A 26,926-nucleotide genomic window follows, 5' to 3' on the forward strand; every position below is an offset into this window, starting at 1 on the left:
GGGATCCCCGAACCGGTCTGAGCCGGTGACGGTTGTCCACAGGCCTGACGGGACGCGACGCGAACGCGTAGCGTGAGTCGGCATGAAGATCCTCATCAGCGCCGACATGGAGGGCGCCACGGGCGTCACCTGGCCGGCCGACGTGCTGCCGGGGACGCCGCAGTGGGAGCGGTGCCGCGCGATGTTCACCTCGGACGTGAACGCGGCGGTGCAGGGCTTCTTCGACGGCGGCGCCGACGACGTGCTGGTCAACGAGGCGCACTGGACCATGCGCAACCTGCTCCTGGAGCGGCTCGACGACCGGGCGGAGATGCTCACCGGACGGCACAAGTCACTGTCCATGGTGGAGGGCGTGCAGCACGGCGACGTGGACGGCATCGCCTTCGTCGGTTACCACGCGGGCGCCGGCGCGGAGGGCGTCCTCGCCCACACCTACCTCGCCAACTCCATCACCGGGGTGTGGCTGAACGACGTACGCGCGAGCGAGGGCCTGCTCAACGCGCACGTGGTCGCCGAGTACGGCGTGCCGGTCGTCCTCGTCACCGGCGACGACGTGGCCTGCGAGGACGCCCTCGGCTACGCGCCCGAGGCGCTGAAGGTCGCGGTCAAGGACCATGTGTCGCGGTACGCGGCGGTGTGCCGGACACCGGCCAGGACCGCCGCCGACATCCGCGCGGCGGCCAAGGAGGCGGCCGCGCTGGCGGTGCGCCACGAACCCGTGCAGGCGGGGCCGTTCACCGTCGCCGTGGAGTTCGACGCCGAACACCTCGCCCTGGCCGCGACCGTCGTGCCGGGTGTGAGCGGGATCGGTGAGCGGAAGGTGGGGTACACGAGCGCCACCATGTACGAGGGAATTCGCACCTTCAAGGCGGTCACCACGATCGTCTCGGCCGCGGTGGAGGAGCAGTATGGCTGACGGACAGGCAATGGACGAGGTCGTGACGTTCACCTCCGACCTCATCCGCATCGACACCACCAACCGGGGCGGCGGCGACTGCCAGGAGCGGCCGGCCGCCGAGTACGCGGCCGCGCGGCTGGCCGAGGCGGGCGTGGAGCCGGTGCTGCTGGAGCGGACCAGGGGGCGCACCAATGTCGTGGCGCGCATCGAGGGCACCGACCCCTTTGCGGACGCGCTGCTCGTCCACGGTCACCTGGACGTGGTGCCCGCCGAGGCCCGGGACTGGAGCGTGCATCCCTTCTCCGGGGAGATCCGTGACGGGGTCGTCTGGGGCCGGGGCGCGGTCGACATGAAGAACATGAACGCGATGATCCTGGCGATCGTCCGAGCCTGGGCGCGCGAAGGGGTCCGGCCCCGGCGCGACATCGTCGTCGCGTTCACCGCCGACGAGGAGGCCAGCGCCGTGGACGGCTCCGGGTTCCTCGCGGATGAGCACCCCGGGCTCTTCGAGGGCTGCACCGAGGGCGTCAGCGAGTCCGGGGCGTTCACCTTCCACGACGGCGCCGGACGCCAGATCTATCCGATCGCGGCCGGCGAGCGGGGCACGGGCTGGCTGAAGCTCACCGCGCGCGGACGGGCCGGGCACGGCTCCAAGGTGAACAAGGAGAACGCGGTCACCCGCCTCTGTGCCGCGATCGCCCGCATCGGCGCGCACGAGTGGCCGCTGCGGCTCACCCCGACCGTCCGCGCCGCCCTCACCGAACTCGCCGTCCTGTACGGCATCGAGCCCGACCTGGACAATGTCGACCGGCTCCTCGAGAAGCTCGGCCCGGCGGCGAAGCTCGTCGAGGCGACGGTCCGCAACAGCGCCAACCCGACCATGGTGGAGGCCGGTTACAAGGTCAATGTCATCCCGGGCGAGGCCGTGGCCCACGTCGACGGACGGTATCTGCCCGGCGGCGAGGACGAGTTCCGTACCACCCTCGACCTGCTGACCGGACCGGACGTGGAGTGGGAGTTCCAGCACCACGAGGTCGCGCTCCAGGCGCCGGTGGACTCGGCGACGTACGCGAGGATGCGGGCCGCCGTCGAGGAGTTCGCCCCGGAGGGGCACGTGGTGCCGTACTGCATGTCCGGGGGCACGGACGCCAAGCAGTTCTCGCGCCTCGGCATCACCGGATACGGATTCACACCGCTGAAGCTGCCGGAGGGCTTCGACTACCAGGCCCTCTTCCACGGCGTGGACGAGCGGGTCCCGGTGGAGGCACTGCACTTCGGCGTCCGGGTCCTGGACCGCTTTCTGCGCACGGCCTGAGCGACTGGGGGAGAAGTGGAGACGCTGGCGTACGGGTCCTGGCCCTCGCCGATCGACGCGGCACTGGCCGCCGCGCACGACGGGCATCCCGAGTTCGTGGGCTTCGTCGGCGACGAGGCCTGGTGGACCGAGCCACGCCCCACCGAGGGCGGCCGGCGCACGCTGGTGCGGCGGCGCACCGACGGCGCGACGGAGTCGGTGCTGCCGGCGCCGTGGAACGTCCGCAGCCGGGTCATCGAATACGGCGGACAGCCCTGGGCGGGGACGGCCGTGGACGGCGAACCGCTCGTGGTCTTCGTGAACTTCGTCGACCAGCGGCTGTACCGGTACGGGCCGGACGGCGACCCCAGCCCCCTCACCCCGGTGTCCCTGGTCGGCGGCGGCCTGCGCTGGGCGGACCCGGTGCTGCTCCTGGACCGTGGTGAAGTGTGGTGTGTGCTGGAGGAGTTCACCGGCGACGGGCCCAGCGACGTGCGCCGGGTCCTGGCCGCGGTGCCGCTGGACGGTTCGGCAGCCCAGGACCGGGACGCCGTGCGCGAACTCACCGACGCCCGGCACCGGTTCGTGACCGGCCCCCGGATCTCACCCGACGGGCGGAGCGCGGCCTGGCTCGCCTGGGACCATCCGCGGATGCCGTGGGACGGCACGGAACTGTTGCTCGCCGGTGTCCGGGCCGACGGCACGCTCGGTGAGCCCCGGACGATCGCCGGCGGGCCCGAGGAGTCGATCGCCCAGGTGGACTGGGCGCACGACGGAGCCCTGCTGTACACGAGTGACCGCACCGGGTGGTGGAACCTCTACCGCGACGGCGCACCGCTGTGTCCGCGCGAGGAGGAGTTCGGCGGTCCGCTCTGGAAGCTGGGCCATCGTTGGTTCGCCCCGCTGGAGAGCGGCCTGATCGCCGTCGTGCACGGCCGCGGCGCCACCGCGCTCGGGATACTGGACCCCGAGACCGCGGAGGTCGTCGACGCGGCGGGCCCCTGGACCGAGTTCGCGCCCACCCTCGCGGTGCACGGCGAGCGAAGCGAGAGGGGGGTCCCCCCGCCCGAAGGGTGGGGGAGGGTCGTCGCCGTCGGCGCCAGCCCGCGCAGCGCCCACGAACTGGTGGAGCTGGACACCCGGACCGGCCGGGCCCGGGTGATCGGCGGGGGGCACGACGACGCCGTGGACCCCGCCTACTACCCCGAGCCGCAGATCCGCACCTTCACCGGACCCGCCGGACGCGACATCCACGCCCACGTCTACCCGCCCCACCACCCCACCTGCGTGGCCCCCGGCGACGAACTGCCGCCGTACGTCGTCTGGGCGCACGGCGGACCCACCAGCCGCGCCCCCCTCGTCCTCGACCTGGCGATCGCCTACTTCACCTCGCGGGGCATCGGCGTCGTCGAGGTCAACTACGGCGGCTCCACCGGGCACGGCCGGGAGTACCGCAACCGACTGCGCGAGCAGTGGGGCGTGGTCGATGTCGAGGACTGCGCGGCCGTCGCCCAGGCCCTCGCCGACGAGGGCACCGCCGACCGTGACCGGCTGGCGATCCGCGGCGGCAGTGCCGGCGGCTGGACCGCGGCCGCCTCCCTCACCACGACCGACGTCTACGCCCGCGGCACCATCGTCTACCCCATCCTCGATCTGACCGGCTGGGGCGAGGGCGAGACCCACGACTTCGAGGCGCAGTACCTGGAGACCCTGGTCGGGCCCCTCGCCGAGGTGCCCGCACGGTACGCGGAGCGCTCGCCCACCGAGCACGCCGACCGGATCACCGCGCCCTTCCTGCTGCTGCAGGGCCTGGACGACGTGATCTGCCCGCCCGCCCAGTGCGAGCGGTTCCTGACCCGCATGGAGGGCCGGCGGGTGCCGCACGCGTACCTCGCCTTCGAGGGGGAGGGGCACGGATTCCGGCGGGCGGAGACGATGATCCGGGCGCTGGAGTCCGAACTCTCCCTGTACGCCCAGGTCTTCGTCCTGAACCCGCTCGGCGTCCCGACCTTGGAGCTCGACAAGTGAAGAAGTCCGTCCGGCCGTCCAGACTCGCGCCCGGTGCCCGCGTGGCCGTCGTCGCGCCCAGCGGACCCGTTCCCGAGGAGCGGCTGCAGGCCGGGCTGGACATCCTGCGCGGCTGGGACCTCGACCCGGTGGTGGGGCCCCATGTGCTGGAGCGGCACGGCGACTTCGACTACCTGGCGGGCAGCGACGCGGACCGCGCCGCCGATCTGCAGACCGCCTGGTGCGACCCGTCCGTCGACGCGGTCCTGTGCGCGCGGGGCGGGTACGGCGTGCAGCGGATGATCGACCTGCTCGACTGGGAGGCGATGCGGGCGGCCGGGCCGAAGGTGTTCGTCGGGTTCAGCGACATCACCGCGCTGCACGAGGCGTTCGCCACCCGGCTGGGCCTCGTCACGCTCCACGGGCCGATGGCCGCGGGGGTCGACTTCATCAAGAACGCACGGGCACAGGAGCACCTCAGGGCCACGCTCTTCGCACCGGAGAGAGTCCGCACGATCGTCTCCGGCGGGAGGACCCTGGTCCCCGGGCGGGCGCGGGGCGTCACCCTCGGCGGTTGCCTGTGCCTGCTCGCCGCCGAACGGGGCACCCCGTACGCCCGGCCGTCCGCGCGCGGCGGGCTGCTGTGCCTGGAGGACGTGGGGGAGGAGACGTACCGCCTCGACCGCTATCTCACCCAACTCCTGCGCGCCGACTGGTTCGACGGGGTGCAGGGGGTACTGCTCGGGTCGTGGCAGGAGTGCGGCCCCCACGAGAAGGTGCGGGCGCTGCTCGCCGACCGGCTCGGCGGGCTCGGGGTGCCCGTCGTGGAGGAGTTCGGGTTCGGGCACTGCGAAGGGGCGCTGACCATGCCCTTCGGAGTCGCGGCCGAACTCGATGCCGATGCACGCACGTTGACGCTCGACGAACCGGCCCTTCGCTGAATCATCGTCAAGAAAACACCCGTCACGGTGATTGACCTCCTTTGACACGTGTCACACCCTGACTACTGGCCGGTTCCTACCGGTCGGTAAGCCGGGTTGTCCTCAGCGTGGAGGTCTCGTGTCTCGTCGTGTGCTCGGATACAGCGTTCCGCTCGCTCTCCTGCTCGGTGCCACACTCGCCACCCCCGCCCCCGCCACCGGCCAGTACACCGTCACGGCCCTGAAGTTCACCGTGCAGGCCGGTGGCCGCACCTGCACGATCGACGCCGATCTGTACCGGCCCACCGGTGTCGACCACGCGCCCGCCGTGCTCGCCACCAACGGCTTCGGCGGCAGCAAGTCCGACGGCTCCACGGACGGCATCGGCAAGGCCTTCGCCGAGCGGGGCTATGTCTCGCTCGTCTACTCCGGGCTCGGCTTCGGCAACTCCGGCTGTCTGATCTCGCTCGACGACCCGGACATCGACGGCAAGGCCGCCTCCGGGCTCATCGACTTCCTCGCCGGGAAGCGGGCCGCCGACGACGGCACCAGGGCCGACTTCGTCACCCTCGACGGCAAGGGCGACCCGCGCGTCGGCATGATCGGCGGCTCCTACGGCGGCGCGATCCAGATGGCGACGGCGGCCGTCGACCACCGCGTCGACGCACTCGTCCCGCTGATCACCTGGAACGACCTGGCGTACTCCCTGGACCCGAACAACGCCGGTGCCCACGGCGCGGTGCCCGGCGCCTTCAAATGGCAGTGGGCCAACGGTTTCTATCTGATCGGCGAGAGCCAGCCGCTGACGGCGCCGAACCTCGACCCGTCCCGGATCAACTCCCTGGGCTGTCTGCACTTCGTCACCGAGGCCTGCGACACCGTCCGCACCCTGAACTCCGGCAGCTACCCCGCCGACCGGACCGCAGAACTGCTCGCCTTCTCCCGCAGCGTCTCCCCGGTCACCTACCTCGACCGCGTGAAGGCACCCACACTGCTGGTCCAGGGACAGGCCGACAGCCTCTTCAACCTCAACGAGGCGACGGCGACGTACAAGACCCTCAAGGCGCAGGGCACACCGACCAGAATGATCTGGCAGTCCTGGGGCCACAGCGGCGGCATGGCGGCGGGCGAGCTGAACCTCGGCCAGGGGAATCTGGAGTCCACGTACGTCGGCAAGCGGATCCTCGCCTGGTTCGACCGCTACCTCCAGAAGAAGAAGGGCACCGACACCGGACCGGCCCTCGCCTACTACCGCGACTGGATCACCGACCCGGCCGACACCTACGCCACCGCCGACCGCCTGCCCGCACTCAGCCAGAAGCTGTATCTGTCCGGCGACGGCAAGCTCGTCGACACCCGCTCCAAGGTGGCCCGCGGCAGCCGGACGTACACGAACCGGCTCGTCCCCACCAGCCACTCGGAGAACTCGCTGGCCGGGACGATCGGCCTGCCGGACCAGGCGCCCTACGACACCGAGGGCACCTACCTCGGCTGGACCAGTGAGCCGCTCGCCCGGACCACCGACGTCGTGGGAGCGCCGAAGGCCACACTCAAGGTGGTCTCGCCGAAGGCCGAGCGGACGCAGAACTCCTCGAACGCCGCCGACAGGCTCGTCCTGTTCGCCAAGCTGTACGACATCGCGCCCGACGGCGCCAAGACGCTGGTGCACCGGCTGGTCGCACCGGTCCGGGTGCCCGACGTGACCAAGAGCTTCACCGTGACCCTGCCGGGGATCGTGCACCGGTACGAGAAGGGGCACCGGCTGCGGTTCGTGGTCGCGGCGAGCGACGACGCCTACTTCGGCAACCGGGGGATCAAGCCGGTGACCGTGGTCAGCTCGCCCGGGAACACCGGGGTGCTTGAGCTGCCGGTGGCCGACGGCTGATTCACCCGGTGGGCGGCCCCTGCCGCGCGGGGCCGGGTCTTCGGGCCCACCCTGGTCGCATGAGCCCGAAGACCTCCCAGAGCGGCGGCGCCACCAGCGGCAAGGGTGGCGCCGTGACGCCCGCCCGGGTGGTCGTCCTGCTGCTCGCCGTCCTCGCCCTGATCTTCATCTTCGAGAACACCCGCGCCACCAGGATCAGACTGCTGATCCCCGAGGTCACGATGCCCCTGTGGATGGCGCTGCTGGCCACGGGGGTCATCGGCGCCCTGTGCGGAGCGTATTTCATGAAGCGCCGCAACTAGTCCGTCGTAGGGTGACGGGATGTCGCACACCGCATCCCGCTATCTCGTCGAGGGCCCCCGCGTGGGCATACGCCACATCACCCACGAGGACGGCGCCGAGTTCACCGCGCGGGCCCGGGAGAGCAAGGAGCTGCATCAGCCCTGGCTGTTCCCGCCGGACAGCGCGGGCGCGTTCACCGCGTATGCGAGCCGGCTGATCGAGGACCCGACCAGGGCGGGGTTCCTGGTCTGCGAGAAGGACGGGGAGCACGGCGAGGGGGCCATCGCCGGGTTCATCAACATCAACAACATCGTCGAGGGCGCCTTCCTGTGCGGGGCGCTCGGATACGGGGCTTTCGCGCATGCCGCCGGGCGCGGTCTGATGCGGGAGGGGCTGGGGCTGGTCGTGCGCTACGCCTTCGGCGGGATGCGACTGCACCGGCTGGAGATCAACGTGCAGCCCGCCAACACCGCCTCGATCGCCCTCACCCGCAGCTGCGGCTTCCGCCGGGAGGGCTTCTCGCCGAGGATGCTCTACATCGATGGGGCCTGGCGGGACCACGAGCGGTGGGCCGTCACCGCCGAGATGATCCGGAAGTGAGGCCGATGCGTACCAGGGTGGTGCTGGACGCCCCATCCAATCTCGGGCTGCGTCCGCCGCGACGCGTTCGAGGACGACCGCAGCGAACTCGCCGCCCTCAAGATCCCCGTCGTCACCGTCGGGGACATCCGCGAGTGGGGCGCGGACGCCCTGGCCCGGGCCACGGCCCAGGCCTTCGAGATCCCCGAACTCGACGGATTCTGGGTTCACTTGGACGCGGACGTCCTCGATCCGTCCGTCATGCCGGCCGTCGACAGCCCCGACCCGGACGGACTCCTGCCCGGCGAACTCGTCGAGCTGCTGCGGCCGTTGCTGGCTTCCGCGCACTGCGTCGGACTGAACGTCACCATCCACGACCCCGATCTCGACCCGGACGGCACGGCGGGCGCCCTCCTCGCCGACATCGTGGTGTCCGCCTTTGCGCAATCCTGACCCGTAGCGCCCCTGTTCAGCTCCCCGGCGAGCGGCTTCCATGGCGATCGTGACGACGATCCGACGTGAGGTACTGACGCTGCCCGCCGCGGAGCTGGGGCCCGACAACCCGCTTCCCCCGCTGCGGCCGCTCGACGAGCTCCACCGCGTCGACGACCGCGACGACCTGCCTTCGCAGATGGCCCGCCAGATCGGCTACGAGCCCCTGCGCAGCCTGCTTCCCGTGCGCCTGCGGGACGGCTACGAGCGGGTGCGCGAGCCGCGCGGGATCGATGCCCTCGTGATCGAGAACGACCGGCTGCGGGCCACCGTGCTCCCCGGTCTCGGCGGCCGGATCGCCTCCCTCCTCCACAAGCCGTCCGGTCGCGAACTCCTGTACCGCAACCCGGTGTTCCAGCCCGCCGCGTTCGCCCTCAACGGCGCCTGGTTCTCCGGCGGTATCGAGTGGAACATCGGCGCCACCGGCCACACCACCCTCGCCTGCGCACCCCTGCACGCCGCCCGCGTACCCGCCCCCGACGGCGGCGAGATGCTGCGCCTGTGGGAGTGGGAGCGGCTGCGCGACCTGCCCTTCCAGGTCGACCTCTGGATGCCGGACGGCTCCGACTTCCTGTACGTCGGCGTCCGCATCCGCAATCCGCACGCGAAGCCGGTGCCGACGTACTGGTGGTCCAACATCGCCGTGCCCGAGCGGCGCCGGATCCTGGTACCGGCTGAGGAGGCATGGCTCCCCCACTGCCCGAAAGGCGCGGGAGGTGCCCCCATCGGATACGAGCGACGACTGCGGAGGGTACCCGTGCCGACGTACGAGGAGACCCGGCAACTCCCGCATGCGGCCGACTACTTCTACGACCTTCCCGACGCCCGGCGCCGCTGGGTCGCCGCCCTCGACGAGGACGGTCACGGCCTGGTGCAGACGTCCACCGACGTACTGCGCGGACGCAAACTGTTCGTCTGGGGATCAGGGCCGGGCGGGCGACGCTGGCAGGAATGGCTCACCGAACCCGGCACCGACGGCTACTGCGAGATCCAGGCGGGGCTCGCCCGCACCCAGTTGGAGCACATACGGCTGGACCCGGAGAGCGAGGTGTCGTGGCTGGAGGCGTACGGGCCACTGAACTCCCCGCCACAGGTGGGAGAGGCGGAGGCGCGGCTGGAAGCCGTACTCCCGCGCGCCGACGTCGACGCCGCGTACGCCGCGTGGAAACCGCACGCCGACACCGCACCCGGCGAGAGCCTGGCCACCGGATCCGGCTGGGGCGCCCTCGAAGTGCTGTGCGCCGACCGGAAGTTGCCCGGTACCCCCTTCGACGACAGCACCCTCGGCGAGGCACAGGAACCCTGGCTGGAGCTGCTGCGGTCCGGAGTGCTGCCGGAGCCACGCCGGGTGCGGCCGCCCGGCGAGACGCTCGTCGCCCCGCACTGGCGGGACATGCTGGAGACCGCGCCCGCAGGTCCGCACACCGAGTACCACCTCGGCGTCGCCCAGTGGCACGCCGGCGACCGGGCGCAGGCCGTGCGGAGTTGGGAGCGGGCCCTTGAACTCGCCCCGTCCGTCTGGCCGTTGCTGCGCTGCCTCGCCGTCTTCGACCAGGAGGTCGGCAACGGTGAGCGGGCCGCCGACCGGTACACCGAGGCCTTCGACGACCTGTGCCGGGAGCGGCGCGACGCGGGGGAGGCCTGGACGGCGGCTACCGCCGCGCTCGGCCGCGAGGCGATCGAGGCGCTGCTCGCGGTGGGCGCACGGGGGACGCGCGGTCGGTGTGGGCACGACTGCGTCCCGCGACGCGGGCCCGCGGGCTCGAGGCCGGGTTGCTGGTCGCCGAGGGCAGGAGGGAGGAGGCGCGGGCCGTGTTCGAGGAGGGCTTCGAGGTCGCCGACCTGAGGGAAGGGGCAGAGGCCGTCGGGCGGCTGTGGGAGCGGGTCAGCGACGAACCGCTGCCGGACCGCCACGACTTCCGTATGCGCTGACCCCGGTCCTACGCCCGCCGGTCCACGTACTCGTACACCACTCCGTCCGGGTGCATCGCGATCAGATTGCGCCCGGCCGGCGTCCCCACCGGTCCCGCGATGATGCGCGCGCCCAGTTCGGTCAGTACCCGATGGGCTTCGTCGACATCCTTGACGGCGATCGTGGCCGCGACCTTGCGCAGGATCTCCAACTCCGCCTCGGGACCGCTCATCAGGAGGAAGCAGCCGACGGCGGCCACCTGGACCCCGCCGCGCTCGAAGCGGAGGGCCGGGCCGCCGGCCAGGCGTTCGTAGAAGGGGACCGCGGTCTCCAGGTCGTCGACGCAGACGCGCAGCGTGGCTCCCAGAATGTCCATGCGGACGAGCCTAATAGCGGCGGCCGGGGCAGGAGATCGTTTCACGCGATCCCCGCACCCCGGCCGCCGGACACCCATGCCTCGACGAGGTCATGGAAGGCCTGTTTCCGTTCGTCGCCCTTGGTGGCCGCCACCTCGTCGAGCAGTGTGGCCGTGACGGACCGCGTTATGCGTACGGGTGTACGGGTACCCGGCGGCCATGGACCGCTTGGATCATCTTGAGCATCTGGACAAGCACCTGGTCGAGGAGTTGGCCCAGGTGACGCGCGAGACCGTGCGCGAGGAACTGCGTGAGCAGTCGCGCAAGCAGCGCCGCAAGGCCGTGCTGTACGCCGCGTCCGGCGCCGTCGCCCTCTACGCGGGCGCCGCCCTGGCCCTGGCGGTGGGGCTGGCCCTCGCCCTCGGGCTGCCGGACTGGGCCGCCGCGCTGATCACCGCGGCGATCCTCGGGGTCGTCGCCTATGTGCTGCGCGGCGCCGCCCGGCCCTCCGCGTCCCGGCCGACGCCGCAGGGCGACCACGTCGTCGGCGGCAGGGCACCGGCCACCCCGCCGGGCGGGACCGGCATGCCGTATCCGCCGGTGCCGCCCGTCGCGCCCGGCGGCGTGGGCGGGGCGACCGGGGCGCCCGGCGCGGGCACGCCGGCAGCCGGGATGCCCGGCCCCGGCGTACCGCCGCGTCCCGACGACATCGACCCCGAGCAGCCGCGCCACCGGGCGTGATGCGCGGTGGAACGGCTGTGGAACGCCCTGCCCCGTCGGGGCAGGGCCGTCGTGGTGACCGGGGCCAGCGGCGGCGTGGGGCGGGCCACGGCCCTGGCCTTCGCCGCCCGCGGCGACCGGGTCGCCCTGCTGGCCCGGGGACGCGAGGGCCTCGCCGCGACGGCGGACGAGGTGCAGCGCGTCGGGGGTGAGGCGCTCGTCGTCACCGTGGACATGGCCGACGCCAAGGCGGTCGACGACGCGGCGCAGAAGGTCGCCGACGCGTTCGGGCACATCGACGTGTGGGTCAACAACGCCTTCGCCGGGGTCTTCGCGCCCTTCACGGAGATCACCCCGGACGAGTTCCGCCGGGTGACCGAAGTGACGTACCTGGGCTATGTGTTCGGCACCCGCGCCGCGCTGCGGCACATGCTGCCACGCGACCGGGGCACGATCGTGCAGGTCGGCTCGGCGCTCGCGTACCGCGGGATTCCGCTGCAGTCGGCGTACTGCGGTGCCAAGCACGCCATCCAGGGCTTCAACGAGTCGCTGCGCTGCGAGTTGCTGCACTCCGGCAGCGGTGTCCGTACGACGATGGTGCAGCTGCCCGCCGTCAACACCCCGCAGTTCGACTGGGTGTTGAACCGGATGCCGGGGCGCGCCCGGCCCGTCGCGCCGGTGTACCAGCCGGAGGTGGCGGCCCGCGCGGTCGTGCACGCGGCGGCTCATGGCCGGCGGCGGGAGTACTGGGTGGGGGGCTCCACCGCGGCGACGCTGATCGCCAACGCCGTGGCGCCCGGGGTGCTGGACCGCTATCTGGCGCGGACCGCGTTCGAGGCGCAGCAGGACGAGGGGGCGCACGGCGCCACCGGAAACCTGTGGAGTCCGGCCGACGGCCCGCACGGTCATGACTTCGGAGCGCACGGGCGCTTCGACGAGGAGTCCCGCACGGGCAGCCGGCAGGAGTGGATGTCCCTCAGGCGTGGTCAGGTGGGGAAGGTCCTCGCGGTGGGTGCGGGTGCGCTCGCGGCACGCAGGCTCGCCCGCCTCGTACGGCGTTAGGCGACCCTGAACTCCCTTGCGTCCTGCGCCCGCAGCGTCAGCCCGTGGCCGAGGCCCGTCACCGGCCGGACCGTACCGCCCGTCGGATCCAGCGCCCCGTAGAACAGCATCGGCTCGATACGGACCTGGTCGTGGAACCACTCGAGGTGGCGAAGGTTGGGGACGCACGCGGCGGCCGCGGCGTGGGCGTGCGTCGGTCGGCACCGTGTACGCGGACACCGCCGGCAGACGCAGCTTCATCGCCGTCAGGCCTGTTGCAGCTGGGGCAGCACCTTGGTGCGGTAGAAGTCGAAGAAGCCGCGCTGGTCGGGGCCGATCTGGTTGACGTAGATCCGGTCGAACCCCGCGTCGGCGAACGCGGACAGCGCCGCCACGTGCTCGTCGACGTCGTCCCCGCACACCGCCTTCTCCCGCACCGACTCCTCGGTCACCAGCGGCTGGAGCTGCTCGAAGTGGCTCGGCGAGGGCAGGATCTGGGCCATCTCACCGGGCAGGAACTGATTCGCCCACAGCCGGTGCACGGTCCGTACGGCCTCCTCGCGATCCGTGCCCCAGCAGACCTTGGTCCCGCCGCTGACCGGCTTGGCGCCCCCGCCGCCCTTGCGGAACTGGGCCACCATCGACTCGTCCGGCGTCATCGTGATGTAGCCGTCGCCCACCCGGGCCGCGAGCGAGGTCGCCGCCGGGCCGAACCCGGAGATGTCGATGGGGACGGGCTGGTCGGGGACCGTGTAGAGGCGGGCGTTCTCCACCGTGTAGTGGGTGCCGTGGTGGTTGACCTCCTCGCCGGTGAAGAGCCGGCGCATGATCTGGATCGACTCCTCCAGCATCTCCAGCCGGATGTGTGCGGGCGGCCAGACATGACCCAGGATGTGCTCGTTGAGCGCCTCGCCGCTGCCCACCCCCAGCCGGAAACGGCCCTCCGTCATCACCGCGGTGGTCGCCGCGGCCTGCGCCACGACCGCCGGGTGTGTGCGCACGGTCGGGCAGGTCACCGCCGTCTCCACGGGCAGCGACACCGCCTCCGAGAGCGCGCCGAGGACCGACCAGACGAACGGGCTCTGGCCCTGGGCGTCGTTCCACGGGTGGTAGTGGTCCGAGATCCACAGCGAGCGGAACCCGGCCTGCTCCGCCATCCTCGCCTGCTCGACGAGGTCCGCGGGGCCGAACTCCTCGCAGGACAGGAAGTAGCCGTACTCGGGCATGGGTGCCTCCGGTGGTTCCACGAACGGGACGCGGTCCGGGTACCCGGTGGCATCCACGGAAACCGGCGCACGTTTGGGCCCCCTGACCAGGGTTACGCGGAAGGCTCCCGAGGTACGCGACAGCCCCGGAGGCGCACTGTGAGTCGACCCCGCATCGTGATCGTCGGCGCCGGTTTCGCCGGGTACCGGACGGCCCGCACCCTGTCCCGGCTCACCCGGCACAAGGCCGAGATCACCCTGCTCAACCCGACCGACTACTTCCTGTACCTGCCCCTGCTGCCCCAGGTCGCCGCCGGCGTCCTGGAGCCGCGCCGGGTCACCGTGTCCCTCTCGGGCACGCTGCCCCGGGTGCGGCTGGTGCTCGGCGAGGCCGACGGCATCGACCTGGACGGGCGCACCGTGCACTACACGGACCCCGAGGGCGGCGTCGGCACGCTGCCCTACGACCGGCTGGTGATCGCCGTCGGCAGCGTCAACAAGCTCCTGCCGATCCCCGGTGTCGCCGAGCACGCGCACGGGTTCCGGGGCCTGCCCGAGGCGCTGTATCTGCGCGACCACGTCACCCGGCAGATGGAACTCGCGGGCGGCGCGAAGGACGCTGCCGCCCGCCGCACGTTCGTGGTGGTCGGCGCCGGTTACACCGGCACCGAGGTCGCCGCGCACGGGCAGATGTACACGGACGCCCAGATGCGCAGGCGCCCGCCGCGGGACGGTGTGCGGCCGCGCTGGCTGCTGCTCGACGTCGCGCCGCGCGTCCTGCCCGAGATGGACGAACGGCTCTCGCGCACCGCCGACCGGGTACTGCGGCAGCGGGGCGTCGACGTACGCATGGGGACCTCAGTGAAGGAGGCCACGCACGAGGGAGTCCTGCTGAGCGACGGGGAGTTCGTCGAGACGCGGACGCTGGTGTGGTGTGTCGGCGTACGGCCCGATCCGCTGGTCGAGGGTGTCGGGCAGCCCCTGGAGCGGGGGCGGCTGATCGTCGATCCGTACCTCCAGGTGCCGGGCCGGCCCGAGGTGTTCGCGTGCGGGGACGCGGCCGCGGTGCCCGATCTGAACGACCCCGGTTCCTTCACGCCGATGACCGCGCAGCATGCCTGGCGGCATGGAGAGGTCGCGGCACGGAACGTCGCCGCGTCGCTGGGGATCGGCGACCGTCTCGCGTACCGCCACCGTGATCTGGGCTTCGTCGTCGACCTCGGCGGCGCCAAGGCCGCGGCCAATCCGCTGGGCGTCCCGCTGCCCGGACCGCTGGCCGGCCTCGTCACCCGCGGCTACCACCTCGCGGCGATGCCCGGCAATCGCGTCCGGGTCGCCGCGGACTGGCTGCTGGAGTCCGTACTCCCGCGCCAGGCCGTGCAGTTGGGGCTCGTACGGTCCTGGTCGGTGCCGTTGGACACGGCGTCGCCGGAACTGGCGCGGGTCCCGGGACGGCCGGAGCGGGGGCCGGATGCGAGCGCGCGCGGACTGGTGGAGGACCCCCCTGGTCAGGAGTCCGCGGAGAGCGCGGCGAGCGAGAAACCCGCCGGGAACGGAGGGGCCGCCGGAAACGGAGGGGCCGCCGAGCCCGCCGAGGGCCGACCCGGCGGCGAGCCCGCGAAGAACCAGCCGGGAGGCGAACCGGCCAGGAACCAGCCCGGCGGCGAACCGGCCAGGAACCAGCCCGGCGGCGAACCCGCCAGGAACCCCGGTCCCGCCAAGGCACCCGGCCCGGACCTCGCCCCCGGCCCCGTCAAGTGCCCCGACCGTCCCGCCGCCCCCGCTGAGGGAGACTCATGAACACCGCTGAACTCGTCGACCTGGGACAGCAGCTGCGCGTGGACAGTGTCCGCGCGGCCGATGCCGCGGGGTCCGGGCATCCGACGTCGTCGATGTCCGCCGCCGATCTGATGGCCGTACTGCTCGCCCACCACATCCGCTACGACTTCGACCGCCCCGCCCACCCCGGAAACGACCGCTTCGTCCTGTCCAAGGGGCATGCCTCGCCCCTCCTCTACGCCTCCTACAAAGCCGTCGGCGCGATCGACGACGCCGAACTGGCCACCTTCCGCCGGCTCGGCAGCCGGCTGGAGGGGCATCCCACGCCCCGGCGGCTGCCGTGGGTCGAGACGGCCACCGGGTCGCTCGGGCAGGGCCTGCCGGTCGGTGTCGGGATCGCGCTCTCCGGCAAGCGCCTGGAGCGCACCGGCTACCGGGTGTGGGTGCTGTGCGGGGACAGCGAGCTCGCCGAGGGGTCGGTGTGGGAGGCCGCCGAGCACGCCGCGCACGAGCATCTCGACAACCTCACCGCGATCGTCGACGTCAACCGGCTCGGCCAGCGCGGCCCGACCCGGCACGGCCACGACCTCGACGCCTACGCCCGTCGCTTCCAGGCCTTCGGCTGGCACACCGTGGAGGTGGACGGACACGACGTGGACGCCGTGGACCGCGCGTACGGCGAGGCGATCTCCACCTCCGGGCAGCCCACCGCGATCCTCGCCCGCACCCTCAAGGGCAAGGGCGTCGAGGCCGTCCAGGACCGTGAGGGCCTGCACGGCAAGCCGCTGCCCGACGCCGACGAGGCGATCGCCGAACTCGGCGGCCGCCGCGACGTCCGCATCCATGTGCACGAGCCGCCCGCCGCCCGCATGCTGCACGCCGTACGCGCCGGACACCTCGAGCTGCCCCGCTGGGACAAGGGAACCGAGGACGGCGTCGCCACCCGGGACGCCTACGGCCAGGCCCTCGCCGCCCTCGGTACCGGCCGCGGCGACGTCGTCGCCCTCGACGGCGAGGTCAGCGACTCCACGCGCGCGGAGTTGTTCGCCAAGGAACACCCCGACCGCTACTTCGAGTGCTACATCGCCGAACAGCAGATGGTCGCCGCGGCCGTGGGACTCGCCGCGCGCGGCTTCGTGCCGTACGCCTCCACCTTCGCGGCCTTCCTCACCCGCGCGTACGACTTCGTGCGCATGGCCTCGGTCAGCGGCGCCGGGATCAACCTGGTCGGCTCGCACGCGGGCGTCGCCATCGGACAGGACGGGCCCTCGCAGATGGGTCTGGAGGACCTGGCGATGATGCGGGCGGTGCACGGCTCGACGGTGCTGTATCCGTGCGACGCCAACCAGACCGCGCACCTCGTCGGCGCCATGGCGAGCCTGGAGGGCGTCCGCTATCTGCGCACCTCGCGCGGCAAGAGTCCGGTGATCTACGGGCCCGAAGAGGAGTTCCCGGTCGGCGGAGCCAAGGTGCTGCGCTCGTCCGACCGGGACCGGCTGACCGTCGTCGCGGCCGGAGTCACCGTGCACGAGGCGCTGGCCGCAGCCGACGCGCTCCAGGGGCAGGGGATCGCCGTCCGGGTCGTCGACCTGTACTCGGTCAAGCCCGTGGCCCGGCTCACCCTGCGCCGGGCCGCCGAGGAGACCGGCTGTCTGGTGACGGTGGAGGACCACCACGAGGAGGGCGGCCTCGGGGACGCCGTGCTCGACGCCTTCGTCGACGGGCGGCCCGTCCCGCGGCTGGTGCGCCTGGCCGTCCGCACGATGCCGGGCTCGGCCGCGCCGGACGAGCAGCTGCACGCCGCGGGCATCGACGCCGAGTCCATCGCGGCCGCCGCGCGGCTGCTGGTGGAGGAGGCGATCGTACGGTGAGCAAGGACGACACCCGGACGGTGCGGGCGGGGCGCCGCACCGTCGAGGTGCACCGGCCGGAGAAGGTCCTCTTCCCCGGCGACGGGGCGGGCAAGGAGTACACCAAGTCCGACCTGGTCGACTACTACCGGGCCGTCGCCCCCTTCATGCTGCCGCACCTGCGCGGCCGCCCCCTGATGCTGGAACGGCTCCCGGACGGCGTCGGCGGCCCGAAGTTCATGCAGAAGAACACCCCGGACACCTATCCCGACTGGATCAGCCGCGTCGAGGTGGCCAAGGAGGGCGGCACCGTTCTCCACACGGTGTGCGACGACACCGCCACCCTGGTCTACCTCGCCGACCAGGCCTGTCTCACCCTGCACCGCTGGCTGTCCCGTGTCGGACGCGTCGAACAGCCCGACCGGATGGTCTTCGACCTCGATCCCTTCGGCGACGACTTCGCGCCGGTCCACGAGGCGGCCTGGCTGCTGGCGGAACTCCTCGACGAGCTGAAACTGCCCTCCGCGCTGATGACCACCGGTTCGCGCGGTCTGCACGTGGTGGTCCCGGTGAGCGGGCACCACGACTTCGACGAGGTGCGCGAATTCGCCAGGGACGTCGCCGACACCCTCGCCGCCGCCCACCCCGATAAGTTCACCACCGCCGCCCGCAAGAAGGACCGCGGCGAGCGGCTCTACCTGGACATACAGCGCAACGCCTACGCCCAGACCGCCGTCGTGCCGTTCACCGTCCGCCCGAAACCGGGCGCCCCCGTCGCCACCCCCATGTCCTGGACCCAGCTTGACGACCCGGGCCTGGACGCCCGCCGCTGGAGCATCGTGGACGCCGTCGAGCAGGCCCGCACCGATCCCTGGGCCGGAGTGATGACCAAGGGCCGCGCCCTCGGCCCCGCCCGGCGCAGGCTCAACGCGTTGCGCGGCTGACCCGCCTACGTCGTGAAGGTTTGGCCAACGTACTTACGGCCACCCGGAGTAAGAGGTGGCCATGTCGAACACAAAAAACACATCAGAAACACAGAACTCACAGGAATCACCCAAGGGAGCGGAAAGCGACACCGCGGAAGACCGGCCGAGCCCCATGCAGGTGCTGCGACATGCGCGCACCCAGCTCGCGGAGCTCACCGGCATGTCCGCCGAGTCGGTGTCGTCCTTCGAGCAGACGGAGGACGGCTGGTCTCTGGAGGTCGAGGTCCTGGAGCTCGTCCGGGTTCCGGACACGATGAGCCTGATGGCGAGCTATCAGGTCGACCTGGACCCGCAGGGAGAGCTCACCGGCTACCGGCGCGTTCGCCGTTACGAACGCGGGCGGGCCGACTCACACAGGGCCGGCGGCCGCTAGGTCGCCTTCCCGTTCCCCTCACACCCACAGACAAGGAGGCACGGTCGGCATGACCGTTGTCCCGGCACAACAGAGCGGCGGCTCGGGTGGCACCAGCGGCCTCTACGACGTTCTGGAACTGGTCCTCGACCGGGGCCTCGTGATCGACGTGTTCGTACGGGTATCCCTGGTCGGCATCGAGATCCTCAAGATCGACATCCGGGTCGTCGTCGCCAGCGTCGACACCTATCTGCGCTTCGCCGAGGCATGCAACCGCCTCGACCTCGAGGCGGGCCCGCACCGTAGTCCCGGACTGCCCGACCTGGTCGGCGACATGACCGAGTCCGGCGCCCGGGGCAAGTCCAAGGGTGCGTTGAGCGGGGCCGCGCAGACCGTCTCGGACGCCTTCAAGCAGGCCCGCGAGGAGGGTGAGTCCCAGCCCAGGCCGCGCGCCCGCAAGTCGACCGCCGGGCGTCGGAAGGAGGAGCAGGAGTGAGCACGTACGTGTACGGCATCATCGACGGCGCCGGATCTTCGCTGCCCGAGGACCTGAACGGCGTCGGCGACCCGCCGCGGCCCGTGCGCGTCCTCACCGCGGGCGACCTCGGGGCCGTCGTCAGCGACGCGCCCGAGGGGCTGCGGCCCAAGCGCAAGGACCTGCTCGCCCACCAGAACGTGCTCGCCGAGGCCGGTTCGGGCGGCTGTGTGCTGCCCATGCGGTTCGGCAGCGTCGCACCCGACGACGAGACCGTCGTCACCGTCCTCGGCGAACGCGCCGAGCACTACCAGGAGCGGCTGCGGGCGCTGAACGGCAAGGTCGAGTACAACGTCAAGGCCACCCACGACGAAGAGGCCGTACTGCACCGCGTGATGGCCGAGAACCCGGAGCTGCGAGCCCTCACCGAGGCCAACCGGCAGGCGGGCGGCGGCTCTTACGAGGACAAGCTCAGGCTCGGCGAGATGGTCGTCTCCGCCGTGAAGGCACGGGAGGCCGAGGACGCGGCCGAGGTGCAGCGCGAGCTGGAGTCCGGTGCCACGGCCGTGAGCGCGGGCCCCGAGTCCACCGGCTGGCTCGCCAATGTGTCGTTCCTGGTGGACCGCGACTCGGCCGAGGCGTTCCTGGCCTCGGTGGAACAGGTCCGCAAGTCCCACCCCCATCTGGAACTGCGGGTCAACGGCCCGCTGCCGCCGTACAGCTTCGTCGAGCCCGGCCCCGCCGAGCACGCGGGCAGCACGGCCGGCGCCGAGAGCTCGGGAGAGTGAGGACATGGGCCTGATCGGAGAGGTGCTGCTGTTGCCGTTCGCCCCGGTGCGCGGCAGCGCGTGGGTGATCGGGCAGGTGCTGCAGGAGGCAGAACGCATCTACTACGACCCGGCCACGATACGGGCCGAACTCGCCCAGCTGGAGCAGCGGTTGGAGGCGGGCGAGATCGACGAGGAGGAGTTCGACCGATTGGAGGACGAGCTCTTGGACCGGCTGGAGATCGGCTCGCGCAATCGGGCCGGAACGGACGACTGGACATCAGGATGAACCGACTCGGACTGGGCCTCGCGGTAGGGGCCGGATACGTCCTCGGGCGTACGAAGAAAATGAAACTGGCCTTCGCTGTCGGCACGTTGGTGGCCGGCAAGCGGATGCAGTTGAGCCCGCGGGCGCTCGCGGACCTGGTGTCCGGCCAGCTGCGGAACAACCCGCAGTTCAAGGAGATCGGCGACCAGCTGCGCGAGGACCTGCGCGGTGTCGGCAAGGCGGCCTCGGGCGCCATGGTCGAGCGGCAGATCAGTGCGATCGCCGACCGGCTGCACGGGCGTACCGCCGAAGTCCGCGATCAGATCGCGGGCGTCGTACCGGACACCTCGGACCTCGGTTTCGAGGACGAGGAGTCCGAGGAGGAGTACGGCCAAGAGCCCGAGGACACCGACCGGGAACCGGAGGAGGAGCCCGAGCCGCGCCGCAAGGCGGCGGAGAAGAAGCCGCCGGCGAAGAAGGCGGCCAGGAAGACCGCCGAGAAGGCGCCGGCCAAGAAGGCTCCGGCGAAGAAGACCGCCGCCAAGAAGACGGCAACGGCCAAGAAGACGACCGGCAAGAAGGCCGCCGCTGCCCGCACCACCGCCCGCGGTGCCAGGTCCAGGGTGCCGAAGGGAGGCGGTGAGCGATGACCGAGACTGTCGGATCCGCGACCTCCGCGGCGAGTGGAGCGACGAAGAAGGCAGGCCCGCTCGGCGGTATCGCCCAGAGCGAGGCCACCGACCGGCTCAAGGCCGAGGTGCAGGAGTACCTCGCCGCGCAGGCCCAGCGTCTGCTGATCGGCGCCGGCCGCAAGCTCGGCGAGACCACGGTCAAGCTCAACGACATCGCCGAAGGCAACAGCCCCGGCTTCGCCAAGCTCGCCCTCGACGGCGGGCGCAAGCTCGCCGAGGGCAAGGGACCGCTGCGCTCCGCCCTGGAGCTGGGCGCCTCCCGCGCGAAGGACAACGTGGTCGGCGCCTTCAAGGGGCTCGGCGGCAAGGGGAAGCGCAAGGGCGGGGCGGGCAAGAAGCCGACCGTCATCATGGAGTACGTCGACGTCGGTCTGCCGCTGCGTGCCGCCTACGACCAGTGGACCCAGTTCCAGGACTTCAGCACCTTCGCGAAGGGCGTGAAGAGCGCGAACCGCGCCGACGACACGACCTCCGACTGGCAGATGAAGATCTTCTGGTCCAACCGCAGCTGGAAGGCCCACACCACCGAACAGGTCCCCGACGACCGCATCGCCTGGACCTCGGAGGGCGCGAAGGGCACCACCAAGGGCGTGGTCTCCTTCCACCAGCTCGCCGACCGTCTCACCCGGGTCCTGCTGGTGATCGAGTACTACCCCAAGGGCCTCTTCGAGAAGACGGGCAACATCTGGCGCGCCCAGGGCCGCCGGGCCCGTCTCGACCTCAAGCACTACGTCCGCTTCGCCACGCTCAAGGGCGAGGTCGAGGACGGCTGGCGCGGCGAGATCCGCGACGGCGAGGTCGTCCAGAGCCACGACGACGCGGTCGCCGAGGAGGAGGCCGGGCAGGAAGAGGAGGCGTACGAGGGCGAGGAAGAGCAAGCTGAGGAGGAGGGCCCGTACGCCGAGGAGGACGAGGAGGAGGGCGAGAAGGAGGAGTACGAGCAGGAGGGCGCCGAAGGCGAGGAGGAGCCTGAGGAGGAGCCCGAGGGCGAGTACGAGGAGGAAGGCGCGGACGAGGAGGACTACGAGTACGCCGAGGGCGGGAGCCGTCGATGACCACCCCCGGACGGCTGCCCGAGCCCTATGGCCGCGGTGACGGCAGCGCGAACCTCGCCGACATCCTGGAGCGCGTCCTGGACAAGGGTGTGGTCATCGCCGGCGACATCCGGATCAATCTGCTCGACATCGAACTCCTCACCATCAAACTGCGCCTCATCATCGCGTCCGTCGACAAGGCGAAGGAGATGGGTATCGACTGGTGGGAGGACGACCCCGCCCTGTCCACCAGGGCACGTCGTGACGAACTCACCCGGGAGAACGCCGAGTTGCGCGAGCGGATCGCCCGGCTGGAGCCCGGCAGAGCCGAGAAGGAGACCTGATGACCGGACTGCGTTACGTGTACGCCGTCTGCCGGCCCTTCAAGGCGCCCCTGCAGTCCCAGTTGACAGGTGTGGCGGGCGATCCGCCCAGACTGCTGGTCCACCACGGCCTGATCGCGGTGGTCAGCCACGTGCCGGAGCGGGACTTCGCCGAAGGCCCGCTCCACGCACACCTGGAGGACCTGGACTGGCTCACCGAGACCGCCCGCGCCCACCAGGGCGTGATCGACGCCCTCACCGTCGTCACCACGCCGCTGCCGCTCCGGCTCGCCACCGTCTTCCGTGACGACAGCGGCGTACGCACCATGCTGGAGGCCCGCGAGGCGGACTTCGGCCGCACCCTCGACCGGCTGACAGGGCGGGTCGAGTGGGGCGTCAAGGTGTACGTCGAGGCCGAGCCGCCGGGTGACGACGCACCGGCCAAGGAGACGGCGGCGAAGGCAACCAGCGGCCGGGACTATCTGCGGCAGCGCAGCTCCCGGGTGCGGGCGCACGAGGATCTGTGGCAGCGTGCCGAGGAATTCGCGAGCCGACTGCACGAATCACTGTCCGTCTTCGCCGAGGATTCGCGGCTGCACCCGCCGCAGAATGCCAAGCTCTCCGGAGCGGCCGGGCGCAATGTGCTCAATGCCGCCTATCTCGTGCCGCGGGCCGTGTCCGAGGAATTCGTGGAACTGGTCGACCGCACGAAAGGCGAAGTCCCCGGAATGCGGGTCGAACTCACCGGTCCGTGGGCCGCCTATTCCTTCGCGGGGGAGAAGCCGTGACCGTCGTCGAACGCCGAGAGATCGCCCTCGTGGACCTGCTGGACCGGCTCCTGGCCGGCGGGGTCGTCATCACCGGCGACATCACCCTGCGCATCGCCGACGTCGACCTCGTCCGCATCGACCTCAACGCGCTGATCAGCTCCGTGAACGCGAACGTCCCGTCGCCGTGGGGAGAATCGTCGTGACCCAGGCCCGCCGCAACCGCAACCGCCTCGACCTCGAGCCGGACACCGTCGAGCGGGACCTCGTCAAACTCGTCCTGACCGTGGTGGAACTGCTGCGCCAGCTCATGGAACGCCAGGCGCTGCGCCGCTTCGACGACGGCGGTCTCACCGAGGAGCAGGAGGAGCGGATCGGGCTCACCCTGATGCTGCTCGACGACCGCATGACCGAGCTGCGCGAGCGCTACGGACTGCGGCCCGAGGACCTGAATCTGGACCTCGGGCCGCTCGGACCGTTGCTTCCCCGGGAGTGAATTCCTCCGGACTATCCGGAGGAATTCACCATCGGTACCAGCGTCCCCTGCCTCCGCCGGCCGTTGTGCTGCGCATAAGGAACCCCAGCAGCCACAGCACGAGCACCGCGATTGCAATCCACCAGAGAATCTTCACTGCGAATCCGGCGCCGAAAAGAATCAACACCAGGAGCAGTACGAGCAGGATGGGAACCATAATGTGAACCTCCTGCTTTCCGGGTTTCCAGGAAGTGGAGATTCAGGCACTCTTTCTGCACAGAATTTCTCCGTGCAGCACGGCGAACCAGCCGTCGTGCTGCTTTCCCCACTCCCGCCAGGCCGCCGACACGGCCGTCAGTTGCTCCGGTGTGGCATGCCCGCCCTCCGTGGCCCGCTCGGCGTACGCCGAGGCCACGGTGCGGTCCGCCCACAGACCGCTCCACCAGGCCCGCTCCTCGGCGGTGGAGTAGGTCCAGGTGCCGGAGGTGGCGGCGATGTCGGTCAGGCCCGCCTCCAGCGCCCAGGACTTCAGCCGGCGCCCGGCGTCGGGCTCGCCGCCGTTGGCGCGGGCCACGCGGCGGTACAGGTCCAGCCAGCCGTCCATGCCCCGGGACGCCGGGTACCAGGTCATCGCCGCGTAGTCCGAGTCGCGCACGGCGATGAACCCGCCCGGCCTGGTCACCCGCTTCATCTCGCGCAGCGCCTGCACCGGGTCGCCCACGTGCTGCAGCACCTGGTGGGCGTGGACCACGCAGAAGGTGTCGTCCGGGTACTCCAGGGCGTGGACGTCCGCGACCGCGAAGTCGACGTTCGTCAGACCGCGCCCGGCGGCCGTGGCCCGGGCCTGCTCCAGGACGCCGGGCGCCTGGTCGACGCCGGTGACCTGGCCGTCGGGGACCAGCTCCGCCAGGTCGGCGGTGATCGTGCCCGGGCCGCAGCCGATGTCCAGGATCTTCATGTGGGGCCTCAGCGAACCGAGCAGGTAGGCCGCGGAGTTGGCGGCCGTGCGCCAGGTGTGCGAGCGCAGCACCGACTCGTGGTGCCCGTGCGTGTAGACGGCGGTCTCCTGCGGTTTCGACATGGCTGAACTCCCCTGTTCGACGTCCTGTCGGTGATCGACACGGTACGCCCGCATGTCGAATGTTGAGACCCGTGTTTTGCCATATGGACTGACGGGTGATCAGATTCCGGGCAGTGGGCGGTAGACCGTGAGCGCCTCGGGCAGCTTCTCCAGCGTCACCTCCCCTTCCACCCGGGTGACTTCACCGTCGTAGGCGAGAAGCGAGCCCGGTGCCACGCCCGCCAGCCGGAGCCGGCCCACCTGGACCGCGGCGTGCACGGGGGAGCGGGTCAGCGGCCCGGCCAGGGCGGCCGCGAGCAGCCGCAGCGCCGGTCGCCGTCCGCCGTGCACCACGCGTACGTCGAGCTGACCGTCCGCGAGATCATGGCGGCGGCCCGGCGTCAGACCCACCCGGTGGTAGGTGCCGTTGCCGGCGAACAGCAGCCACAACGGGTGTGCCCGGCCCCGGAACTCGGCCTCCAGCGGATGCCGGTCGGCGCGCAGGACACGCAGGGCCGCGAGCACCCCGGCGGGCCAGCCGCCGATCCGGTGCGACCAGCGGTCCCGCTCGCGCACCAGCTCCGGATAGACGCCCAGACTGCACGTGTTGAGGAAGATGCCCTCGGTGCCCTCGCAGGTGAAGCGGCCCGCGTCCACCCGCACGCCCTCGCCGCCCCGGACGGCCCTGGCCAGATCACCGGTGCCCTCCAGGCCCAGGTCGTAGGCGAAGTGGTTCAGCGTGCCGCCCGGCAGGACCGCGAGCGGCAGGTCGTGGCGCAGGGCGACCTCGGCGGCGGCGTTCACCGTGCCGTCGCCGCCGCACACACCGAGCACCCGGGCACGGGTCGCCGCCCTCTCCAACTCGGCCGGTACGTCGGCGGGCCGGCACTCCACGACCTCGCACCCCGGCAGGGCGTCCTGGAGGGCGCGCACCCGGTCGGCGCTGCCCGCGGCGTCGTTGGCCACCATGACCAGACCCTCGCCGTCCGGCAGGGCCGGCACCTCGGCCCGCGGCCGGGCGGGCGGCACGATCTGGGCACGCGTCGGCACCATGCCCCGCACGGCGTACGCGGCCCCCACCCCGAGCGCCGCACCGGCCAGCACGTCGCTCGGGAAATGCACACCGGTGTAGACCCGGGACAACGCCACCGACCACGCGATCGGCGCCACCGCCGCACCCCAGGCCGGCGACTCCAGCGCGACCCCGGCGGCGAACGCGGCCGCCGACGCGGAGTGACCGGAGGGGAACGAGGTGGTGATGGGCTGCCGCTTCAGCTGCCGCACCAGCGGCACCGGGTCCAGAACGGGCCGGTGACGGCGTACGGACCGCTTGCCGAGGGTGTTGATGGTCAGCGAGGCCAGCGTCAGCGAGGCGAGTCCGCGGGCGGCTGCCCGGCGGGCCCGCGGGGTGCGGCTCGCCGCGATCGTGGCCGCCGCGGCGAACCACAGCACACCGTGGTTCGCGCTCCGGCTCAGCCGCGGCAGCACGGGCTCGGCGAGCGGCCAGTTCCGCTCGGCGCCGAACTCGAACAACCGGCAGTCCAGCGCCAGCAGCGCGTCACGGACGGCGTGCCGGCCGGGCTTGGGGAGGGTGAGGTCCACATCAGGGGTCATGTGGTGGCGGGTACCCTGAAGTGGCCGTTTCTTGTGCGGAGGCGGACCCGACACCGGAGGCTTTCTGCATGCGACTGCTCCTCGTCCGCCACGGCCAGACCCCGTCCAATGTCGACTTCCTGTTGGACACCGCCGTCCCGGGACCCGGCCTGACCGCCCTCGGTGAACGCCAGGCCGCCGCCCTGCCCGAGGCCCTCGCCGACGAGGACATCGAGGCCCTCTACGCCTCCACGCTGATACGCACCCAGCTCACCGCCGCCCCGCTGGCCGCCGCGCGCGGCCTCGAGATCGTCGTTCGCGACGGCATCCGCGAGGTGTCCGCCGGGGACCTGGAGATGCTGGACGGGCACTCGGAGGCGGGCCGGACCTACATGGAGACGATCTTCGCCTGGCCGACCGGCGACACGGAGCTGCGGATGCCGGGCGGCGAGAGCGGCGCCGAGGTGCTCACGCGCTACGACGCGGTCGTCGCCGAGGCCGCCGCCCTCGGGGTCGGCACGGTCGCCCTGGTCAGCCATGGCGCGGCGATCCGGCTGTGGACCTCGGCCCGCGCCGACAACGTCGACATCGGCTTCGCCGCCGCCCGTCCGCTCGACAACACCGGCGTGGTGGTCCTGGAGGGCTCCCCGTCCGACGGCTGGAAGGTCCTGTCGTGGGAGGGCGCGGTCGTGGAGACCGCGGGACGCGGGCCGGAGAGCGGGCCGGCGGGCAGGCCGCTGGACGAGGTCGAGTAACCCGACGCGACGGAGTGGGGCAGGATCGCCGAGCGTGTAGGGCACGCGGCCGGTCGACCGCGTGCGGCCGACGGTCGTCTGCCGACTGCATACAGTCGGCCGTGTACGGCTCAGTGCATACCGCTGAGCTGCCACGGCGTCGGATATGCGTTTGCCCGG

At 71.8% G+C, this 26,926-nt stretch carries 28 protein-coding genes and 3 pseudogenes; 25 read left to right on the forward strand and 6 right to left on the reverse strand.

The genetic code is table 11. From position 1 onward, the window contains the following. The first annotated feature begins 82 nt into the window (after window positions 1–82). From TN53_RS09290 to TN53_RS09330, 9 genes and pseudogenes are all read left to right on the forward strand, one after another. A complete protein-coding gene (locus TN53_RS09290; RefSeq protein ID WP_046257961.1) occupies window positions 83–916 on the forward strand; it encodes a M55 family metallopeptidase in 834 nt (277 codons plus the stop codon). Next, window positions 909–2,213 carry a M20/M25/M40 family metallo-hydrolase gene (locus TN53_RS09295; RefSeq protein ID WP_046257962.1) on the forward strand — a complete coding sequence of 435 codons (1,305 nt, stop codon included), beginning with the start codon at window positions 909–911 and terminating at the stop codon, window positions 2,211–2,213. The genes TN53_RS09290 and TN53_RS09295 overlap by 8 nt, the downstream gene beginning before the upstream one ends. Before the next feature lie 15 nt (window positions 2,214–2,228). Then, complete coding sequence (locus tag TN53_RS09300; protein WP_046257963.1) at window positions 2,229–4,220, forward strand: prolyl oligopeptidase family serine peptidase; 1,992 nt, start codon at window positions 2,229–2,231, stop codon at window positions 4,218–4,220. After that, entirely contained in the window at window positions 4,217–5,140 is a 924-nt protein-coding gene (locus tag TN53_RS09305; protein ID WP_046257964.1) for a S66 peptidase family protein, read from the forward strand. Before TN53_RS09300 ends, TN53_RS09305 begins: the two co-directional genes overlap by 4 nt. Window positions 5,141–5,258: 118 nt before the next feature. Further along, window positions 5,259–7,004: a CocE/NonD family hydrolase gene (locus TN53_RS09310; protein ID WP_046257965.1), complete on the forward strand. Its 1,746-nt coding sequence runs from the start codon at window positions 5,259–5,261 to the stop codon at window positions 7,002–7,004. 59 nt (window positions 7,005–7,063) lie between these two features. Next, window positions 7,064–7,306 (forward strand): LapA family protein, encoded by a 243-nt coding sequence (locus TN53_RS09315; protein WP_046257966.1) that lies wholly within the window; start codon window positions 7,064–7,066, stop codon window positions 7,304–7,306. Window positions 7,307–7,325: 19 nt separating this feature from the next. Next, entirely contained in the window at window positions 7,326–7,886 is a 561-nt protein-coding gene (locus tag TN53_RS09320; protein ID WP_046257967.1) for a GNAT family N-acetyltransferase, read from the forward strand. A gap of 69 nt (window positions 7,887–7,955) precedes the next feature. Further along, window positions 7,956–8,318 (forward strand): annotated as a pseudogene (locus tag TN53_RS09325) (arginase family protein); the annotation flags it as partial. A gap of 40 nt (window positions 8,319–8,358) precedes the next feature. Continuing rightward, window positions 8,359–10,289: pseudogene (locus tag TN53_RS09330) on the forward strand (DUF5107 domain-containing protein). Between the two features lie 8 nt (window positions 10,290–10,297). On the opposite strand, the gene TN53_RS09335 reads toward TN53_RS09330, so the two are convergent. Further along, window positions 10,298–10,645, reverse strand: coding sequence for a VOC family protein (locus tag TN53_RS09335; protein WP_046257968.1), 348 nt, complete (start codon window positions 10,643–10,645; stop codon window positions 10,298–10,300). Window positions 10,646–10,844: 199 nt separating this feature from the next. On the opposite strand from TN53_RS09335, the gene TN53_RS09340 reads away from it, so the two are divergent. Both TN53_RS09340 and TN53_RS09345 read left to right on the forward strand, forming a co-directional pair. Next, on the forward strand, window positions 10,845–11,366 hold the full coding sequence (locus tag TN53_RS09340; RefSeq protein WP_046258042.1) for a phage holin family protein: 522 nt from the start codon (window positions 10,845–10,847) through the stop codon (window positions 11,364–11,366). 27 nt (window positions 11,367–11,393) lie between these two features. Then, window positions 11,394–12,407, forward strand: coding sequence for an SDR family oxidoreductase (locus TN53_RS09345; protein WP_046258043.1), 1,014 nt, complete (start codon window positions 11,394–11,396; stop codon window positions 12,405–12,407). Here TN53_RS09345 and TN53_RS44795 read toward each other — a convergent pair. Both TN53_RS44795 and TN53_RS09350 read right to left on the reverse strand, forming a co-directional pair. Further along, a pseudogene (locus TN53_RS44795) lies at window positions 12,404–12,610 on the reverse strand (enolase C-terminal domain-like protein); the annotation flags it as partial. The gene TN53_RS09345 and the pseudogene TN53_RS44795 sit on opposite strands and share 4 nt — an antisense overlap. Window positions 12,611–12,652: 42 nt before the next feature. Beyond that, window positions 12,653–13,612, reverse strand: a complete 960-nt coding sequence (locus TN53_RS09350) for an LLM class F420-dependent oxidoreductase (RefSeq protein ID WP_046257969.1) — start codon at window positions 13,610–13,612, stop codon at window positions 12,653–12,655. A 138-nt stretch (window positions 13,613–13,750) separates the two neighbouring features. Here TN53_RS09350 and TN53_RS09355 point away from each other — a divergent pair, with 138 nt between their 5' ends. The 13 genes from TN53_RS09355 to TN53_RS09415 all read left to right on the forward strand — a co-directional run bounded on the left by TN53_RS09355 (window position 13,751) and on the right by TN53_RS09415 (window position 23,380). Continuing rightward, window positions 13,751–15,391, forward strand: coding sequence for an NAD(P)/FAD-dependent oxidoreductase (locus tag TN53_RS09355; protein ID WP_046257970.1), 1,641 nt, complete (start codon window positions 13,751–13,753; stop codon window positions 15,389–15,391). Next, window positions 15,388–17,241, forward strand: a complete 1,854-nt coding sequence (locus TN53_RS09360) for a transketolase (RefSeq protein ID WP_046257971.1) — start codon at window positions 15,388–15,390, stop codon at window positions 17,239–17,241. The genes TN53_RS09355 and TN53_RS09360 overlap by 4 nt, the downstream gene beginning before the upstream one ends. Continuing rightward, the gene (gene ligD / locus TN53_RS09365) at window positions 17,238–18,164 is read left to right on the forward strand and encodes a non-homologous end-joining DNA ligase (protein WP_199924540.1); all 927 of its coding nucleotides are present in this window, start codon (window positions 17,238–17,240) and stop codon (window positions 18,162–18,164) included. Before TN53_RS09360 ends, ligD begins: the two co-directional genes overlap by 4 nt. A 61-nt stretch (window positions 18,165–18,225) precedes the next feature. After that, the gene (locus TN53_RS09370) at window positions 18,226–18,579 is read left to right on the forward strand and encodes a gas vesicle protein (RefSeq protein ID WP_095046398.1); all 354 of its coding nucleotides are present in this window, start codon (window positions 18,226–18,228) and stop codon (window positions 18,577–18,579) included. A 49-nt stretch (window positions 18,580–18,628) separates the two neighbouring features. Next, window positions 18,629–19,054 (forward strand): gas vesicle structural protein GvpA, encoded by a 426-nt coding sequence (locus TN53_RS09375; RefSeq protein WP_046257973.1) that lies wholly within the window; start codon window positions 18,629–18,631, stop codon window positions 19,052–19,054. Beyond that, a complete protein-coding gene (locus TN53_RS09380) occupies window positions 19,051–19,821 on the forward strand; it encodes a GvpL/GvpF family gas vesicle protein (protein WP_046257974.1) in 771 nt (256 codons plus the stop codon). Before TN53_RS09375 ends, TN53_RS09380 begins: the two co-directional genes overlap by 4 nt. Before the next feature lie 4 nt (window positions 19,822–19,825). Continuing rightward, on the forward strand, window positions 19,826–20,089 hold the full coding sequence (locus TN53_RS09385) for a gas vesicle protein GvpG (RefSeq protein ID WP_046257975.1): 264 nt from the start codon (window positions 19,826–19,828) through the stop codon (window positions 20,087–20,089). Further along, window positions 20,086–20,718: a histone H1-like repetitive region-containing protein gene (locus TN53_RS47775; protein WP_046257976.1), complete on the forward strand. Its 633-nt coding sequence runs from the start codon at window positions 20,086–20,088 to the stop codon at window positions 20,716–20,718. The genes TN53_RS09385 and TN53_RS47775 overlap by 4 nt, the downstream gene beginning before the upstream one ends. Then, window positions 20,715–21,815 (forward strand): SRPBCC family protein, encoded by a 1,101-nt coding sequence (locus TN53_RS09395; protein ID WP_046257977.1) that lies wholly within the window; start codon window positions 20,715–20,717, stop codon window positions 21,813–21,815. Before TN53_RS47775 ends, TN53_RS09395 begins: the two co-directional genes overlap by 4 nt. Next, window positions 21,812–22,138, forward strand: a complete 327-nt coding sequence (locus TN53_RS09400) for a gas vesicle protein (RefSeq protein ID WP_046257978.1) — start codon at window positions 21,812–21,814, stop codon at window positions 22,136–22,138. The genes TN53_RS09395 and TN53_RS09400 overlap by 4 nt, the downstream gene beginning before the upstream one ends. Beyond that, the gene (locus tag TN53_RS09405; protein ID WP_046257979.1) at window positions 22,138–22,905 is read left to right on the forward strand and encodes a GvpL/GvpF family gas vesicle protein; all 768 of its coding nucleotides are present in this window, start codon (window positions 22,138–22,140) and stop codon (window positions 22,903–22,905) included. The genes TN53_RS09400 and TN53_RS09405 overlap by 1 nt, the downstream gene beginning before the upstream one ends. Then, on the forward strand, window positions 22,902–23,090 hold the full coding sequence (locus TN53_RS09410; RefSeq protein WP_046257980.1) for a gas vesicle protein: 189 nt from the start codon (window positions 22,902–22,904) through the stop codon (window positions 23,088–23,090). The genes TN53_RS09405 and TN53_RS09410 overlap by 4 nt, the downstream gene beginning before the upstream one ends. Further along, the gene (locus TN53_RS09415) at window positions 23,087–23,380 is read left to right on the forward strand and encodes a gas vesicle protein K (RefSeq protein ID WP_046257981.1); all 294 of its coding nucleotides are present in this window, start codon (window positions 23,087–23,089) and stop codon (window positions 23,378–23,380) included. Before TN53_RS09410 ends, TN53_RS09415 begins: the two co-directional genes overlap by 4 nt. A 25-nt stretch (window positions 23,381–23,405) precedes the next feature. Here TN53_RS09415 and TN53_RS09420 read toward each other — a convergent pair whose 3' ends face one another. The 3 genes from TN53_RS09420 to TN53_RS09430 form a co-directional block, all read right to left on the reverse strand. Further along, entirely contained in the window at window positions 23,406–23,576 is a 171-nt protein-coding gene (locus tag TN53_RS09420) for a hypothetical protein (protein ID WP_046257982.1), read from the reverse strand. 42 nt (window positions 23,577–23,618) lie between these two features. Next, window positions 23,619–24,440 carry a class I SAM-dependent methyltransferase gene (locus TN53_RS09425; protein WP_046257983.1) on the reverse strand — a complete coding sequence of 274 codons (822 nt, stop codon included), beginning with the start codon at window positions 24,438–24,440 and terminating at the stop codon, window positions 23,619–23,621. 99 nt (window positions 24,441–24,539) lie between these two features. Beyond that, complete coding sequence (locus TN53_RS09430; protein ID WP_046257984.1) at window positions 24,540–26,033, reverse strand: bifunctional phosphatase PAP2/diacylglycerol kinase family protein; 1,494 nt, start codon at window positions 26,031–26,033, stop codon at window positions 24,540–24,542. A 68-nt stretch (window positions 26,034–26,101) separates the two neighbouring features. Between TN53_RS09430 and TN53_RS09435 the strand changes: the two genes are divergently transcribed. Further along, window positions 26,102–26,767 (forward strand): histidine phosphatase family protein, encoded by a 666-nt coding sequence (locus TN53_RS09435; RefSeq protein ID WP_046257985.1) that lies wholly within the window; start codon window positions 26,102–26,104, stop codon window positions 26,765–26,767. Window positions 26,768–26,926 lie beyond the last annotated feature (159 nt).

It is taken from the genome of Streptomyces sp. WM6386 (assembly GCF_000972385.1).
GTDB lineage: Bacteria > Actinomycetota > Actinomycetes > Streptomycetales > Streptomycetaceae > Streptomyces.